Origin of the sequence: Microbacterium sp. TNHR37B, from assembly GCF_001620065.1 — a bacterium.
Classification (GTDB): Bacteria; Actinomycetota; Actinomycetes; order Actinomycetales; family Microbacteriaceae; genus Microbacterium.
In genome coordinates, this window is record NZ_LQGV01000001.1 from 609,341 (window position 1) to 622,344 (window position 13,004).

The following is a 13,004-nucleotide window of genomic DNA, read 5'->3' on the forward strand; positions in this document are numbered from 1 at the left end:
TGGCGGCGGGCACAGGCGGCGCGGCCGTGCGTATCCTGATCGTCAACCACCTCGGCAGAAGGCAGATCCGTGAAGCTCCAGCATCCATTCCGCACCGCGCTCGTGGCTACTCTCGGCGTGGGAGTCGGTCTGATGCTGATCTCGAGCGTCCAGACTCTGTCCACCGTCCTCCTCTATGTCGGCACCGCCCTCTTCCTCGCCCTGGGCCTCGACCCCCTCGTCTCCTGGCTGGAGCGCCGGGGACTCCCCCGGTGGGGGGCGCTGGTGGTGACCTTCGCCGCCGTGCTCGCCGCCTTCGCGGGCATCATCTTGATGGTGGTGCCGATCATCGTCGGCCAGATCACGCAGCTCATCAACGAGATCCAGAAGCTCATCGCGCAGCTCGTCAGTCAGCAATGGGATCCGATCACCGACACCAAAGAGTGGCTGCACACCACGTTCCCGCTCCTCGATGTCGATCAGGTGTTCGACTACCTCTCCGACTGGTACCAGTCCATCAACGTCGGAGGAATCGGGACCAGCATCGGAGAGAGCCTGGTCACCATCGGGGCATCCATCATCGCGGGGTTCACCGGGGCGATCATCGTCCTGATCCTGACGATCTACTTCACGGCCTCCACGCCGTCGCTGAAGGCCGCGGTCTACCAACTCGTCCCCGCCTCGAAGCGGGCGCGCTTCATCGACCTGTCGGAGCAGATCACCGCTTCCGTCGGCTACTACGTCATGGGACAGGTCACTCTCGGCGCCGTCAACGGCGTCCTGAGTGCGATCTTCCTCACGGTCATCCAGGCGCCCTTCCCCGCCGTCCTGGCGGTCGTGGCTTTCTTCTTCTCGCTGATCCCTCTCGTGGGCACCCTCACGGGATCGATCATCATCGTGCTGACATGCCTGATCCCCGGTCTCGGTTCGCCGCTCACCGCCATCGTCGCGCTCGTCTGGTACGTCGTCTACATGCAGGTGGAGGCGTACCTGATCTCGCCGAGGATCATGAACCGCGCGGTCGCCGTTCCCGGTGCCGTCGTGGTCATCGCGGCACTGGCGGGTGCGTCCCTGGGTCAGCTGCTCGGTGCCCTCGTCGCGATCCCGGTCGCCGCGAGCATTCTCATCATCTACCGCCAGGTCGTCATCCCCCGGCAGAACGAGCTATGACGCCGGTCGTCCCTCCGGGCCGTCCCAATCCTCGGGCAGCGGGAGAGCGTCGGGGTTGACTGCCGCGACGATCTCCGTCAGCACGCGCCGGGTCTGGTTCTCTCCCACCCACAGATGTTTACCGCCCTCGACGGCGACGAGCGTCGCATTCGGAAGGACCCCGAAACGGCGCCGAGCCTCGTCGGGCCGCAGGTAGTCATCGAACTCCGGAACGAGGACGACGAGCGGCCGCGGATCATCCCGCCAGGCCGCCACCTCCTCGTCGGTGGTGCGATGTAGTGGCGGTGAGAGCAGGATGACACCCGCGACGTCCAGATCGCGCCCGTACTTGAGGGCGAGCTCCGTACCGAAGGACCAGCCCACGAGCCACGGGCGTGGCAGTCCTCGGTCTGCGACGAAGGCCACCGCTGCGGCGACGTCGAACGCTTCGGAGGCTCCCCCGTCGAACGTCCCCTCGCTCGTCCCTCGCGCCGACGTCGTTCCCCTCGTGTTGAAGCGCAGGACGGCGATGTCGGCCAGCGCCGGCAATCGCCCCGCCGCCTTCCTCAGGATGTGTGAATCCATGAAGCCGCCGGCGGTGGGCAACGGGTGAAGCGTGACGAGCGTGGCCACGGGAGGCCGCTCGAGTGGCAGCGCCAACTCTCCGACAAGCGTCAGCCCGTCGAGGGTGTGCAGCTCGATGTTCTCTCGCTCTGCGGGAAGCAGGATCGGTCCGCGGATCTCCATGTCAGCCTCTCGCCCAGCATCCGGTGTGCCAGTGTCGTCGCGCCGCCAGATCAGCGGCGTCTCCCAGGATCCCATCGGCGCGCCACACGACCACGTGTGCGGTTCCTGGCGACACCTCCCCCGCGCACCCGGGGCAGGTGTAGCTCTTCAGCGCCTGCGGCGCGGAGACGGGCTGGATGGTCCATTCACGGCCATGGCGCACCTCGGTGCGCTTCCAGCCCGCGAGCAGGCGCTCGAAGGACGCGTCGCCGGCCGAGGAGTCCCGTCGGCGGCGATGTGACCGGGGCATACGATCAGTACCAACCTCGGCGTTGCGAGTGGTCCCAGGCGCCACAGGGCGAGCCGTAACGTCCCTTGATGTAGCCGAGGCCCCACGTGATCTGGGTGGCCGGATTGGTCTCCCAGTCGCTGCCGACGCTCGCCATCTTCCTGCCGGGGAGGGCCTGCGGGATCCCATAGGCACCGCTGGACCTGTTGTAGGCGTTGACCCGCCAGCCCGATTCCTTCTTCCAGAGCGCCACGAGGCAGGCGAACTGGTCGTCTCCCCATCCACGCGCCGTCACCATCTCGTAGGCGATGGCCTGCGCGCTGCCGGGGTTCGGAGTGACGAACGGGGGCCGCCAGGAGGATCCGGACCCGCCTGAGGGGGAACCCGTCGCCGTGTCTCGGGTGGCCGTCGGGGTGGGTTTGGGCTTCGGCTTGACGTAGGCCGTGAAGTTCATCCCGTCGCGACCGAGCCCATCTTCGTCATCGGCGTGGGTGACGATGTACGCCTGCGCATCCTCGATCGTGCTCGCATACAGCGAGATCGGATCCGGCTCCGCCGCCTGCGCGGGAGAGATCGTGGCGGTGAGAGGAAGGACGTAGGCCCCGGCGAAAGCCGCCGTCGCGAAGACAGCGAACACGGACACGAACCGGCGCCTCCGCGTCCAGGCCTTCGGCTCCGACGGGCTCCGGCCCCGCGTCGCCGAACGTCGCGCGGACGCCGGTGGTCTCGGAGACGAGACGGGGATCACGGCGCGGTCAGGACTCACAATGCGCTCGATCCTACCGGTCCCGCCGCGCAGATGCCACGCCCGCGCCGTCCGCAGGGCTATCCGACGGCGAGCATCACCTCGACGACGGCGTCGAGCACCGCGTCGACCTGAGCCTCGTCGTAGCCGTTGCGCTGCATGCGGAACGCCACGGTACGCACCTGTTCCGCCGTGAGCGGCTCCCCCGACTCGAGATACCCCGCGATGCGATCCGCAACGATGTCGACCTCGTCGATCCGATAGCCGAAGTGCAGGTATCCCGCCCGGCGAAACCGCTGTCGCGGCTCCCTCGACAAGCGATCAAGGATCTCCTGGGCAAGTCGGCGTGACGCGCTCACCCATGCCCGAGCACCCGCCTGCGACAGCGCCGATTCGCGTTCCCGGGCCGCAAACGCGTCCTCGATCCGCCCGAGAGCGGAGTCGACGGCAGCGACCTGATATCCCTGTTGGACGAGGGGAAAGGCCGTCTGGCGCACGTCCGCGGAGCGAAGCGGAGCCTCCGAGGCGGACGCTTCGAACGCCTCGCGCGCCTGCGCAAGGAAAGCGTCGACCGCCTCGGGGTCGTAGCCCTTGGTACGGCCGGTCGTTCGAGGGAACGGGCGAACATCGGTGTCGGTCATGAGCCACCTGCCAACGGAGAGAGGATGAAGTAGAGGCCGAGCGTCACGGCGGCGGACGGGAGGATCGAATCGAGCCGATCGAGGACACCGCCGTGACCGGGCAGCCAGGAGCTCATGTCCTTGATCCCGAGATCCCTCTTGATCATCGACTCCCCCAGGTCTCCGACCGTGGCGGTCACGAGGATCACGAGACCCACGAGCAGTGCGGCCCAGATCGGGATCTCCAGCAGGAAGATTCCCGCGAGAACCGCGGCGACCACGGCGAACACCGCTGCGCCCGCAAAGCCCTCCCAGGTCTTCTTGGGGCTGATGCGCGGAGCCATCGGGTGTTTGCCGAAGGCCAGCCCCGACGCGTAGGCGCCCGTGTCCGAAGCGACCACGACCACGATCATGGTGAGAAGCCAGTACTGCCCGGACTCCTGCCGGAGCAGGACGAGGGTGAGGCTGGCGAGGAAGGGAACGTAGATCGGTATCAGGCCGGCGACGAGCAGGTCGGACACGACCTCCCCGTAGCGCCGTCCATCCGCGAGGGCCATCTGGGCCACCATGCGCCAGACGATCAGCACGCTGACGCCGGAGAAGGTGACGACCCAGTGGGTCCAGTGCCCCTCCAGGAAGCCCGCCACCAGAATCAGGGTGCCGATGACGATCTGGGGCCAGACGTCGACCCGGCGACCCGCGCCCTGGAGCGCCCGGGAGAACTCGAAGATGCCGAGCACGCACACCGGGATCGCGAAGATGAGGAACAACGACTTGATGAACAGCAACGACCCCAACACGGCCGCACCGATGGCCAGACCGATCAGCACGGCCAGGAGGAGATTGCGTCCCGTACGTTCGTTGATGCGCTCGTTGACCTGCTCGAAGTCCGCGCGCGCCCGACCGATCTGGTGTTCGAACTCGGATCGCGCGGCGCGCACGTGCGACTGCAGCGACGACGGATCGGCCGAAGCGCCGCGACGCGCGTCACCTCTCGTCGGCGGGTCAGCCGGAGCCGGTCCCGACGCGGCCGAAGGGTCGTCGGTCATGGGGTGTCAGACCTCGAGGAGCTCGGCCTCTTTGCGCTTGAGCGCCTCGTCGATCTCGTCGACGTGCGCACGCGTGATGGCGTCGAGCTCCTTCTCGGCACGAGCGAGATCGTCCTCGCCGACCTCGCTCTTGAGACCGTCGAGCTCGTCCTTGGCCTTGCGCCGGATCCCACGGAGGTGCACCTTGGCATCCTCGCCCTTGGAGCGCACGAGCTTCACGTACTCCTTGCGACGCTCCGCGGTGAGCTCGGGCATCGTCACGCGGACGATGTTCCCGTCGTTGGTGGGGTTGGCCCCGAGGTTCGGTGTGTCACGAATCGCCTGCTCGATCGCCTTGAGCGCCGACTTGTCGTAGGGCGTCACGACCAGCGTCCGCGCCTCCGTGTTGTTCAGCGACGCGAGCTGTGCGAGCGGGGTCGGCGAGCCGTAGTAGTCCACCAGGATCTTCTGGAACAACTGCGGGTTGGCCCGCCCCGTCCGTACGGTGGCGAAGTCGTCCTTCGCAGCCTCCACGGCACGGTCCATGCGCGCGGTCGTGTCAGCCAGAGTCTCGGCGATCACGGTCACTCCATTCGTTGTTGCGTCTGGTCCAGTCTAGTGCGGCGGCTGCGCGGCACTCAGACGGTGACGAGCGTGCCGATCGACTCGCCCAGGAGGGCGCGGGTCACGTTCCCGCCGGGTTCCATCCCGAAGACGCGCATGTCGATCCCGTTGTCCATGCAGAGACTGAACGCGGTCGAATCGACGACCTTGAGTCCGCGCTGGAGCGCGTCGGAGTAGGTCAGTCGGTCGAGCTTGATCGCATCGGCATGCCGGTGGGGATCGGCCGTGTAGACGCCGTCGACACCGTTCTTCGCAACGAGAACCTCGTCGGCGCCGATCTCCAGCGCACGCTGGGCGGCGACGGTGTCGGTGGAGAAGTAGGGCAGGCCAGCTCCGGCACCGAAGATCACCACGCGTCCCTTTTCCATGTGACGCTCAGCCCGTCGGGGGATGTACGGCTCGGCGACCTGGGTCATCGAGATCGCCGACTGCACGCGAGTGGCCGCTCCGGCCTGCTCGAGGAAGTCCTGCAGCGCGAGAGCGTTCATCACCGTGCCGAGCATCCCCATGTAGTCGGCGCGCCCGCGGTCCATACCCCGCTGACTGAGCTCGGCACCGCGGAAGAAGTTGCCGCCCCCCACGACGATCGAGATCTCGACCGTGTCCACGGCCTCGGCGATCTCGCGCGCAATCTGGCTGACGACGTCAGGGTTCACCCCGAGCTGCCCGCCCCCGAAGGCCTCTCCGGACAGCTTCAGGAGGACGCGCCGGCGTCCGGTGGTCTCAGTGGGCATGGGGTTCCTCTCGTCGGTTGCAGACTATCCAACAGCGGGCATCGAAAAGGGGCCCGCATCGCGATGATGCAGGCCCCCTTCGACGATTACGCGCCGACCTTGAATCGGGCGAAATCGGTGATCGTGATGCCGGCCGCCTTCGCGACCTGCTGGACGGACTGCTTGTTGTCCTTCGCGTAGTCCTGGTCGAGCAGGGCGACCTGCTTGAAGAACGCTCCGACACGGCCCTCGACGATCTTGGGCAGGGCGGCCTCGGGCTTGCCCTCGTTGCGCGAGATCTCAGTGACGATCTGACGCTCCTTCTCCACCTCGTCCTCCGGAACGTCCTCACGCGAGAGGTAGGTCGGGTTGGCGAACGAGATGTGCTGAGCGATGCTTCGGGCGGTCTCGGCGTCGGAGCCGGTGTAGGCCACGACGACACCGATCTGCGGAGGAAGATCCTTGCTCGTCTTGTGCAGGTAGATCTCGAAGGCGTCACCGGTCAGGGTGCGCACGCGTCGCAGTTCGACCTTCTCACCGATGATCGCTGCTTCGTCCGAGATGAGCTCGGCGACGGTCTGTCCACCGGCGTCGGCGGCCAGCGCTGCCTCGGCCGAGTCGGCGCCGGCGGCAGCAGCAGCATCGAGCACCTTGTCCGCGAGAGCGATGAACCGCTCGTTCTTGGCGACGAAGTCGGTCTCCGTGTTGAGCTCGATGATCGTGACCTTGCCGTCACGCTCCGCGGCGGCGACGAGTCCCTCGCTGGTCGAACGGTCGGCCCGCTTGGCGTTGCCCTTCGCCCCCTTGAGGCGCAGGATCTCGACGGCCTTCTCGAGGTCGCCATCGGCCTCCTCGAGCGCCTTCTTGGTGTCGACCATGCCCGTGCCGAGCTGCTCGCGCAGGGCCTTGATGTCGGCGATCGTGAAGTTTGCCATGGGTAGTGGCTCCTAGTCGTGTGTCGTGAGGTGCCGGGGAGCCGCGATCGGCGACTCCCCGGCGAAAGCGGATTACTCGGCAGCGCTCGAGTCGGTGCTGGTCTCGGCGGCCGGGGCCTCAGCAGCCTCAGCGGCCGGCGTCTCGGCGGCGGCCTCGGCACCCGCCTCGTCGGCAGCGGATTCGGTCGCAGCGGTCTCCACGGCGGCCGCGTCCGGCGTCTCCGCCGCGGGCTGCTCCAGCAGCTCGCGCTCCCAGTCGGCCAGCGGCTCGGCGTCAGCGGACTCCTCGGAGGGCTGGTGCCGCTGGATGAGTCCCTCGGCGGCGGCGTCGGCGATGATACGCGTCAGCAGACCGACCGAGCGGATCGCGTCGTCATTTCCGGGGATCGGGAACTGGAACTCGTCGGGGTCGGCGTTGGTGTCGAGGATTCCGATCACCGGGATGCCGAGCTTCTTGGCCTCGTCGATGGCGAGGTGCTCCCGCTTGGCGTCGACGACCCAGATGGCCGACGGCGTCTTCTGCAGGTTGCGGATGCCGCCGAGGGACTTGTGCAGCTTGTCGAGCTCGCGCTTCTTGAGCAGCAGCTCCTTCTTCGTGAAGCCGCTCTCCGCGGGGTTCTCGAAGTCGAGCTCTTCCAGCTCCTTCATGCGCGCCAGGCGCTTGCTGACCGTGGAGAAGTTCGTGAGGAGACCGCCCAGCCAGCGCTGGTTCACGTACGGCTGGCCGACGCGGGTCGCCTGCTCGGCGATCACTTCCTGCGCCTGCTTCTTGGTCCCGACGAAGAGGATCGTGCCGCCGTGGGCGACGGTCTCCTTCGCGAACTCGTACGCCTTGTCGATGTACGACAGCGACTGCTGGAGGTCGATGATGTGGATGCCCGAACGCTCCGTGAGGATGAAGCGCTTGACTTTCGGGTTCCAGCGCCGAGTCTGGTGTCCGAAGTGGACGCCGCTGTCGAGCAGCTGGCGAATGGTGACGACGGCCATGGCCGTTCTCCTGTTCTTTGGGTTGTCTTCGACGGCCGGACGGCCGCGAACCTGGCGCCCAGGCACACATCCACCCTTCGTGAAGGGACCGGGGATGTGCGACCTTGAATGGGCACGCGTAGTCACCCCGACGAGCGGGATGCCCTTCCAGCCTACCAGCTGCGCCGCCTTCTCCCCCGCCACCGCGGGCGGTGCACTTCTCACATTCGCCATGACATCGCCGACCCGCGATGACCGCGCCGCACACACTGTCCGCATGCGTGCCCTCACCTCTGCGATCCTCCTACTGGTCGCCCTCGCCTGCGCGCCCTCAGCTGCCCCCACCGCGCCGTCGCCGCCCATAGATCCCCCCTCGATCGTCTGGCGCTGGCCCGCCACGCCGTTGCGGATCATCGCGCCCTTCGCCGAGCCCGCCCATGCCTACGCGGCAGGGCATCGCGGCGTCGATCTCGCCGCCACACCGGGACAGTCAGTCCTCGCCCCGGCCGATGGAGTCGTCGCGTTCTCCGACTCCGTGGCAGGTCGTGGTGTCCTCACGATCGACCACGGCGACGGATGGGTGACCACGCTGGAGCCGGTATCGGGCGCCGCTCCGGCGGGGACGTCGGTAGCGAGGGGATCGGGTGTGGCCGTTGTCGGCTCCGGCGGCCACGCTGACGGAACCCTGCACTTCGGCGTTCGACGCTATGACCGGTACGTCGACCCGGCCGCGCTCATCGGCAGCGTGCCGCCCGCCGTCCTTCTCCCCTGCTGCTGACTGATCGGCTAGGCGCGGGGGTGAGCCAGGCGATAGCTCTGCGTCAGCTTCTCTGCGGAGACATGCGTGTAGATCTGGGTGGTTCCGAGACTCGCGTGGCCCAGCATCTCCTGCACGGCGCGAAGGTCAGCACCGCCGTCGAGAAGATGCGTGGCCGCCGAGTGCCGCAACGCGTGCGGGCCGAGCGCCGCGGCACCGACGGCGGGCCCCACCTTGCGGCTCACGACGTCGTAGACGGCACGGCTGCCGATGCGGCTGCCACGCGCTCCGAGGAAGAGCGCCGGCGTCCCCGTCCCACGGGCCACGAGAACCGGACGCCCCGAGGCGAGATAGCGGTCGATCGCCAGCTGCGCGGGCCGGCCGTAGGGGGCGGTTCGCTGCTTGGCTCCCTTGCCCGTCACGCGGACCGTCCCGCGTTCCTGGTCCAGATCGTCGAGGTCGATCCCGCAGAGCTCCGAGACGCGCAACGCTGATGCGTAGAGCAGCTCGAGGACAGCAGCGTCCCGGAGCGCGACGGCGTCGCCGTGATCCGCGGCCACCCGCGCCGCGTCGAGCACGGTGCTCATCGCATCGGCAGAGGCCACGCGCGGAAGTGGACGGCCCCGTTTGGGAGACTGCAGGCGTGCGCTCGGATCCGACAGGAGGTGCCCGGCGCTCACCGCCCAACGGAAGAACGAACGCGCCCCCGCTGCCCGACGGGCGATGGTGGAGCGGGCATCGCCGCGCTGAGTGGCCGTCCACAACCACTCGCGCAGGTGCTCGATGTCGATCTCCTCGAGGGTGTAGCCCTGGTCGAGATCACGCAGATCGGCCGTGTACGCCCGGACCGTGGCCGGAGAGAGTCTCCGCACATCGGTGAGGTGGCGCGCGAACTCCTCGATCGCGTCGGTCATCTGCATGCGTCCACCATGCCTCCCGACACGGCGGACGCTCGTCCGACTCACCGCGATGCCCGTCGCCAGCCCTTCGGTCCTTCCGCGACCCGCCCCTCGAGGGCGAGAAGTCCGAGCGCCGCAGACACCTCGTCGGCACGCAGACCGGTCCGCTGAGAGAGCTCAGCAACGCCACGTGGGGCGGTGGCGTTGAGCGCCGCGATCAGTCGATCAGCCGGGTCCGTCGACGACACGGCGGCGACCTCCCGGGCGTCAGACGCGCGGGAGTCGTCGAGGGAGCCCATCAACTCGAGCACGTCATCGACGCCCGTGACGCACTGTGCACCGTACTCCCGCAGCAAGCGGTGACAGCCGGCCGAAGCCGCACTCGTCACGGGGCCGGGCACTGCACCCAGAGGTCTTCCCAGCTGCGCGGCATGTCCGGCCGTGTTGAGAGAGCCGCTGCGCCATCCGGCCTCCACCACCACCGTCGCCACCGACGACGCCGCGATCAGACGGTTCCTCGCCAGGAACCGCCATTTGGTCGGCGACGCGCCGCAGGGAACCTCGGCAACGACCGCGCCTCCCTCTCCGACGATGCGTTCGATGAGGTGGCGGTTGCCCGCGGGATACGGGCGGTCGACGCCGCCTGCGAGCCATGCGACGGTGGGACCCTCCGCCAGCAGGGCGTTTCGATGACCGACGGCGTCGATACCGTAAGCGGCGCCGGAGACCACGACCGCGCCTCGGCCGGCAAGACCGGCCGCGAGCTCGGCGGTGACGTGTTCGCCGTAGGCGGTCGACGCGCGAGCTCCCACGAGAGCGACGCTCCGCGGCAGGCGCAGAACCTCTGCGCTCCCCCGCCACCACAGGCACACGGGAGCGTGGACACCCAGGTCGTCGAGTCGACGCGGCCACGATTCGTCTTCTGGCGTGAGGGGCATGACTCCAGCCGCACGTGCGCGCGCGACGGCAGTGGTCGCCTCATCGACCCGCGCCATCCAGCGCCGACGGCCCTCCCGGATGTCGTCGGATCGCACACTCGGGAGCTCGCGCGCACCCACGGCGATCTCGAGGGCTGCGCGAGGTCCGTAGGCGGCGATCAGCGCGCCGGCGACGCCGTCGCCCGGTTCGATGAGAGCGGACCAGAGCATCCGTGCATCGAGCGACCGCAGGGCGTCATCGTCCGTCACGTCCGCCCGGAGCACACCCGATCGTCGTCGGGCAGCCTCTGTGGAGAGATCGATCATGACGCCGCGGATCCCTTCTTCAAGAAAAGCGCACGGCCCACGTCGCCGACCACGAGGCGATCACGGCCGTCGAGATCAGCGAGCGTCCAGGCCACACGCAGCACACGGTCGTAGCCGCGCAGGGTGAGCACGCCGCGCTGAAGGGCCGCATCCAGTGGAGCTCGGACGTCCGCCGACGGAGCCTGCGGGCCGCCTCGGAGCCACGTCCCGCTCGCTCGGGCGTTCGTCCTCCACGGCAGCCCCTGCAGGCGGTGCTCCGCTCGAGCGCGCGCCTCCGCCACGCGCTCGCGTGCGCTCGCGCTGCTGACCGTCCCTTCGCCACTGCGCAGTCGGGCCAGTGACACGCGCTGCAAGGAGAGCTCGATATCGATCCGGTCGACGAGCGGACCGCTCAATCGGCTGAGGTAGCGCCGAATCGCCAGCGACGGACAGGAGCAGGCGCCGCCGGGAACCCCGTACTGGCCGCAGGGACACGGATTGGTCGCCAGCAGCAGTTGAAACCGCGCCGGGAACCGGGCATGGAAACCCGCTCTGTGGATGGAGATCTCCCCGGTCTCCAGCGGCTGGCGCAGCGCATCGAGCGCGTGGGCGGAGAACTCCCCCGCTTCGTCGAGGAACAGCACTCCGCCTGACGCACGCGCGATCGCCCCGGGTCGCACATGCCTGCTTCCTCCCCCCACGAGGGCAGCCGCGCTCGCGGAGTGATGGGGAGCTTCGAAGGGTGGCGTCCGATCGAGGCGGCGGACGGGGCGTCCGGCGAGGGACCGCAGCGATGCGACCTGCAGGGCCTCATCGTCGGCCAACGGGGGAAGGATGCCGGGAAGACGCCGCGCCAGCATCGTCTTCCCGGCCCCCGGCGGCCCACTCATCAACGCGTGGTGTCCTCCTGCTGCGGCAACGATCATCGCCTCCACCGCTTCGGGCTGACCGATCACCTCACGAAGGTCGATCTCCTCCGGCGGAGAGTCGACGGTCGGAGACTCGCCCCCGGGGAGCGGCACAGGCTCCTGGGAAGTGTCGACGACGTCCAACCCGTGAAGTCGCGCCACGTCGCGAAGACTCACCGCAGGGACCACACGCACGTCGGCCACCAGTTCGGCCTCGTCACGGCAGGCGGCCGGCACCACCACGACGCGGAACCCGGCGCGGGCAGCCGCCGCCACGGCGGGGAGGATACCTGGCACGGGTCGAAGCCGTCCATCCAGACCCAGCTCGCCCAGATGCACCGTAGCCGCGAGCGAGGCCGGGTCGAGGGGCAGTTCCGTCGCCAGCGCGGCGGTCGCCATGGCGACATCGAGGCCGGTGCCGTGCTTGGGCAGACTGGCGGGCGAGAGATTGACCACGACATGTCGTCGGGGCAACGGCAGGTCGCTGTTGCCGCACGCGTTACGTACGCGCTGGTGGGCCTCCCCGATCGACTTGTCCGGGAGACCGATCACCGTGAACCTCGGAGTCTGCGAAGCGAGGTCAGCCTCCACCTCGACAACGTCGCCGACGAGACCCGTGAGGACGACCGTCCACGTCCGACCGATCGTCATCGGACGTCTTCGAGGTGTTCGAGAATGGCGGTACGGGGGTCTTCCCCCGTGATTCCGATGATGTCGAGTTGCAGCCGGCGACCGCGCGCCACTGGCTCGTGGGTGCGAGTCCATGCAGCCCCGAGGCGCCACAGGCGCGCGGCCTTACGTGCATCGACCGCTTCGAAGGGGTGTCCGAACCATGCCGTCCGCCGGGTCTTGACCTCCACGATGACCAGGCTCGCCCCGCGCGTCGCCACGATGTCGATCTCGCCCTCGGAACACCGCCAGTTTCGGTCGACCACCCGGTAGCCCGCGGCGAGCAGATAATCGGCCGCGCGATCCTCACCGTCGCGACCGCGTATGTCTTTCAGCGCCATGCGACGATCGTGACGCCCGGCGACGAAGCGCACTTCGCCCGGCACCCTCAGATGGGGATGAGCCGCACCTCTCGCACGGCGTGGAGGAACCGGCGCTCAGGAGTCGAGCGACAGCTCGTCGGGGATCTGGAAGTCCCGCCGCTGCAGCTCCTCGACGTTCACATCCTTGAACGTGAGAACGCGCACCGACTTCACGAACCGGTCCGCACGGTAGATGTCCCACACCCACACGTCGTTCATCGAGATCTCGAAGTAGAAATCGTGCTCGGTGTCGCGGCGCACGACGTTCACCTCGTTCGCGAGGTAGAAACGCCGCTCGGTCTCGATGACGTACTGGAACTGCGACACGACGTCGCGGTACTCCTTGTAGAGCGCCAACTCGAGTTCGCGGTCGTAATCCTCGAAGACTTCGTCATCCATGGTGACTCAATCC

General features: G+C 68.2%; 16 protein-coding genes. 2 read left to right on the forward strand and 14 right to left on the reverse strand.

The features are described from left to right. Nucleotides 1–69: 69 nt before the first annotated feature. On the forward strand, nucleotides 70–1,149 hold the full coding sequence (locus AVP41_RS02920; protein ID WP_067160511.1) for an AI-2E family transporter: 1,080 nt from the start codon (nucleotides 70–72) through the stop codon (nucleotides 1,147–1,149). Here AVP41_RS02920 and AVP41_RS02925 read toward each other — a convergent pair. From AVP41_RS02925 to rpsB, 9 genes are all read right to left on the reverse strand, one after another. Then, complete coding sequence (locus tag AVP41_RS02925) at nucleotides 1,144–1,875, reverse strand: alpha/beta hydrolase (protein WP_067160516.1); 732 nt, start codon at nucleotides 1,873–1,875, stop codon at nucleotides 1,144–1,146. The genes AVP41_RS02920 and AVP41_RS02925 overlap by 6 nt on opposite strands. 1 nt (nucleotide 1,876) lies before the next feature. After that, a complete protein-coding gene (locus tag AVP41_RS02930; RefSeq protein WP_067160519.1) occupies nucleotides 1,877–2,164 on the reverse strand; it encodes a hypothetical protein in 288 nt (95 codons plus the stop codon). A gap of 4 nt (nucleotides 2,165–2,168) precedes the next feature. Continuing rightward, a complete protein-coding gene (locus AVP41_RS02935; protein WP_067160522.1) occupies nucleotides 2,169–2,786 on the reverse strand; it encodes a lytic transglycosylase domain-containing protein in 618 nt (205 codons plus the stop codon). Between the two features lie 182 nt (nucleotides 2,787–2,968). Continuing rightward, nucleotides 2,969–3,529, reverse strand: coding sequence for a DivIVA domain-containing protein (locus AVP41_RS02940; RefSeq protein ID WP_067160525.1), 561 nt, complete (start codon nucleotides 3,527–3,529; stop codon nucleotides 2,969–2,971). Then, nucleotides 3,526–4,557, reverse strand: a complete 1,032-nt coding sequence (locus AVP41_RS02945) for a phosphatidate cytidylyltransferase (RefSeq protein ID WP_067160528.1) — start codon at nucleotides 4,555–4,557, stop codon at nucleotides 3,526–3,528. Before AVP41_RS02945 ends, AVP41_RS02940 begins: the two co-directional genes overlap by 4 nt. 6 nt (nucleotides 4,558–4,563) lie before the next feature. Further along, the gene (gene frr, locus AVP41_RS02950) at nucleotides 4,564–5,118 is read right to left on the reverse strand and encodes a ribosome recycling factor (protein ID WP_067162720.1); all 555 of its coding nucleotides are present in this window, start codon (nucleotides 5,116–5,118) and stop codon (nucleotides 4,564–4,566) included. A 56-nt stretch (nucleotides 5,119–5,174) separates the two neighbouring features. After that, nucleotides 5,175–5,894, reverse strand: a complete 720-nt coding sequence (pyrH, locus tag AVP41_RS02955) for a UMP kinase (protein WP_067160531.1) — start codon at nucleotides 5,892–5,894, stop codon at nucleotides 5,175–5,177. Nucleotides 5,895–5,980: 86 nt separating this feature from the next. Continuing rightward, complete coding sequence (gene tsf, locus AVP41_RS02960) at nucleotides 5,981–6,808, reverse strand: translation elongation factor Ts (protein WP_067160534.1); 828 nt, start codon at nucleotides 6,806–6,808, stop codon at nucleotides 5,981–5,983. A gap of 72 nt (nucleotides 6,809–6,880) precedes the next feature. Next, a complete protein-coding gene (rpsB, locus tag AVP41_RS02965; protein ID WP_067160537.1) occupies nucleotides 6,881–7,795 on the reverse strand; it encodes a 30S ribosomal protein S2 in 915 nt (304 codons plus the stop codon). A 256-nt stretch (nucleotides 7,796–8,051) separates the two neighbouring features. On the opposite strand from rpsB, the gene AVP41_RS02970 reads away from it, so the two are divergent. Then, nucleotides 8,052–8,552: a murein hydrolase activator EnvC family protein gene (locus AVP41_RS02970; RefSeq protein WP_067162722.1), complete on the forward strand. Its 501-nt coding sequence runs from the start codon at nucleotides 8,052–8,054 to the stop codon at nucleotides 8,550–8,552. Nucleotides 8,553–8,560: 8 nt separating this feature from the next. Here AVP41_RS02970 and AVP41_RS02975 read toward each other — a convergent pair whose 3' ends face one another. The 5 genes from AVP41_RS02975 to AVP41_RS02995 all read right to left on the reverse strand — a co-directional run bounded on the left by AVP41_RS02975 (nucleotide 8,561) and on the right by AVP41_RS02995 (nucleotide 12,991). Beyond that, nucleotides 8,561–9,451, reverse strand: a complete 891-nt coding sequence (locus tag AVP41_RS02975; RefSeq protein ID WP_067160541.1) for a tyrosine recombinase XerC — start codon at nucleotides 9,449–9,451, stop codon at nucleotides 8,561–8,563. A 41-nt stretch (nucleotides 9,452–9,492) separates the two neighbouring features. Beyond that, the gene (gene dprA, locus AVP41_RS02980) at nucleotides 9,493–10,674 is read right to left on the reverse strand and encodes a DNA-processing protein DprA (protein WP_067160544.1); all 1,182 of its coding nucleotides are present in this window, start codon (nucleotides 10,672–10,674) and stop codon (nucleotides 9,493–9,495) included. Beyond that, nucleotides 10,671–12,212 carry a YifB family Mg chelatase-like AAA ATPase gene (locus tag AVP41_RS02985; protein WP_067160547.1) on the reverse strand — a complete coding sequence of 514 codons (1,542 nt, stop codon included), beginning with the start codon at nucleotides 12,210–12,212 and terminating at the stop codon, nucleotides 10,671–10,673. The genes dprA and AVP41_RS02985 overlap by 4 nt, the downstream gene beginning before the upstream one ends. Continuing rightward, nucleotides 12,209–12,571 (reverse strand): YraN family protein, encoded by a 363-nt coding sequence (locus AVP41_RS02990; RefSeq protein WP_067160550.1) that lies wholly within the window; start codon nucleotides 12,569–12,571, stop codon nucleotides 12,209–12,211. The genes AVP41_RS02985 and AVP41_RS02990 overlap by 4 nt, the downstream gene beginning before the upstream one ends. Nucleotides 12,572–12,667: 96 nt before the next feature. Beyond that, the gene (locus AVP41_RS02995) at nucleotides 12,668–12,991 is read right to left on the reverse strand and encodes a DUF2469 family protein (protein ID WP_067160553.1); all 324 of its coding nucleotides are present in this window, start codon (nucleotides 12,989–12,991) and stop codon (nucleotides 12,668–12,670) included. Nucleotides 12,992–13,004: the final 13 nt, after the last annotated feature.

Excerpts from the sequence above, each read along its gene's own strand:
- AVP41_RS02925 (WP_067160516.1), bottom strand. The coding sequence starts at position 1,875 with ATGGAGATCCGCGGACCGATCCTGCTTCCCGCAGAGCGAGAGAACATC.
- AVP41_RS02930 (WP_067160519.1), bottom strand. The coding sequence starts at position 2,164 with ATGCCCCGGTCACATCGCCGCCGACGGGACTCCTCGGCCGGCGACGCG.
- AVP41_RS02940 (WP_067160525.1), bottom strand. The coding sequence starts at position 3,529 with ATGACCGACACCGATGTTCGCCCGTTCCCTCGAACGACCGGCCGTACC.
- AVP41_RS02945 (WP_067160528.1), bottom strand. The coding sequence starts at position 4,557 with ATGACCGACGACCCTTCGGCCGCGTCGGGACCGGCTCCGGCTGACCCG.
- pyrH (WP_067160531.1), bottom strand. The coding sequence starts at position 5,894 with ATGCCCACTGAGACCACCGGACGCCGGCGCGTCCTCCTGAAGCTGTCC.
- tsf (WP_067160534.1), bottom strand. The coding sequence starts at position 6,808 with ATGGCAAACTTCACGATCGCCGACATCAAGGCCCTGCGCGAGCAGCTC.
- rpsB (WP_067160537.1), bottom strand. The coding sequence starts at position 7,795 with ATGGCCGTCGTCACCATTCGCCAGCTGCTCGACAGCGGCGTCCACTTC.
- AVP41_RS02970 (WP_067162722.1), top strand. The coding sequence starts at position 8,052 with ATGCGTGCCCTCACCTCTGCGATCCTCCTACTGGTCGCCCTCGCCTGC.
- AVP41_RS02975 (WP_067160541.1), bottom strand. The coding sequence starts at position 9,451 with ATGCAGATGACCGACGCGATCGAGGAGTTCGCGCGCCACCTCACCGAT.
- dprA (WP_067160544.1), bottom strand. The coding sequence starts at position 10,674 with ATGATCGATCTCTCCACAGAGGCTGCCCGACGACGATCGGGTGTGCTC.
- AVP41_RS02985 (WP_067160547.1), bottom strand. The coding sequence starts at position 12,212 with ATGACGATCGGTCGGACGTGGACGGTCGTCCTCACGGGTCTCGTCGGC.
- AVP41_RS02990 (WP_067160550.1), bottom strand. The coding sequence starts at position 12,571 with ATGGCGCTGAAAGACATACGCGGTCGCGACGGTGAGGATCGCGCGGCC.
- AVP41_RS02995 (WP_067160553.1), bottom strand. The coding sequence starts at position 12,991 with ATGGATGACGAAGTCTTCGAGGATTACGACCGCGAACTCGAGTTGGCG.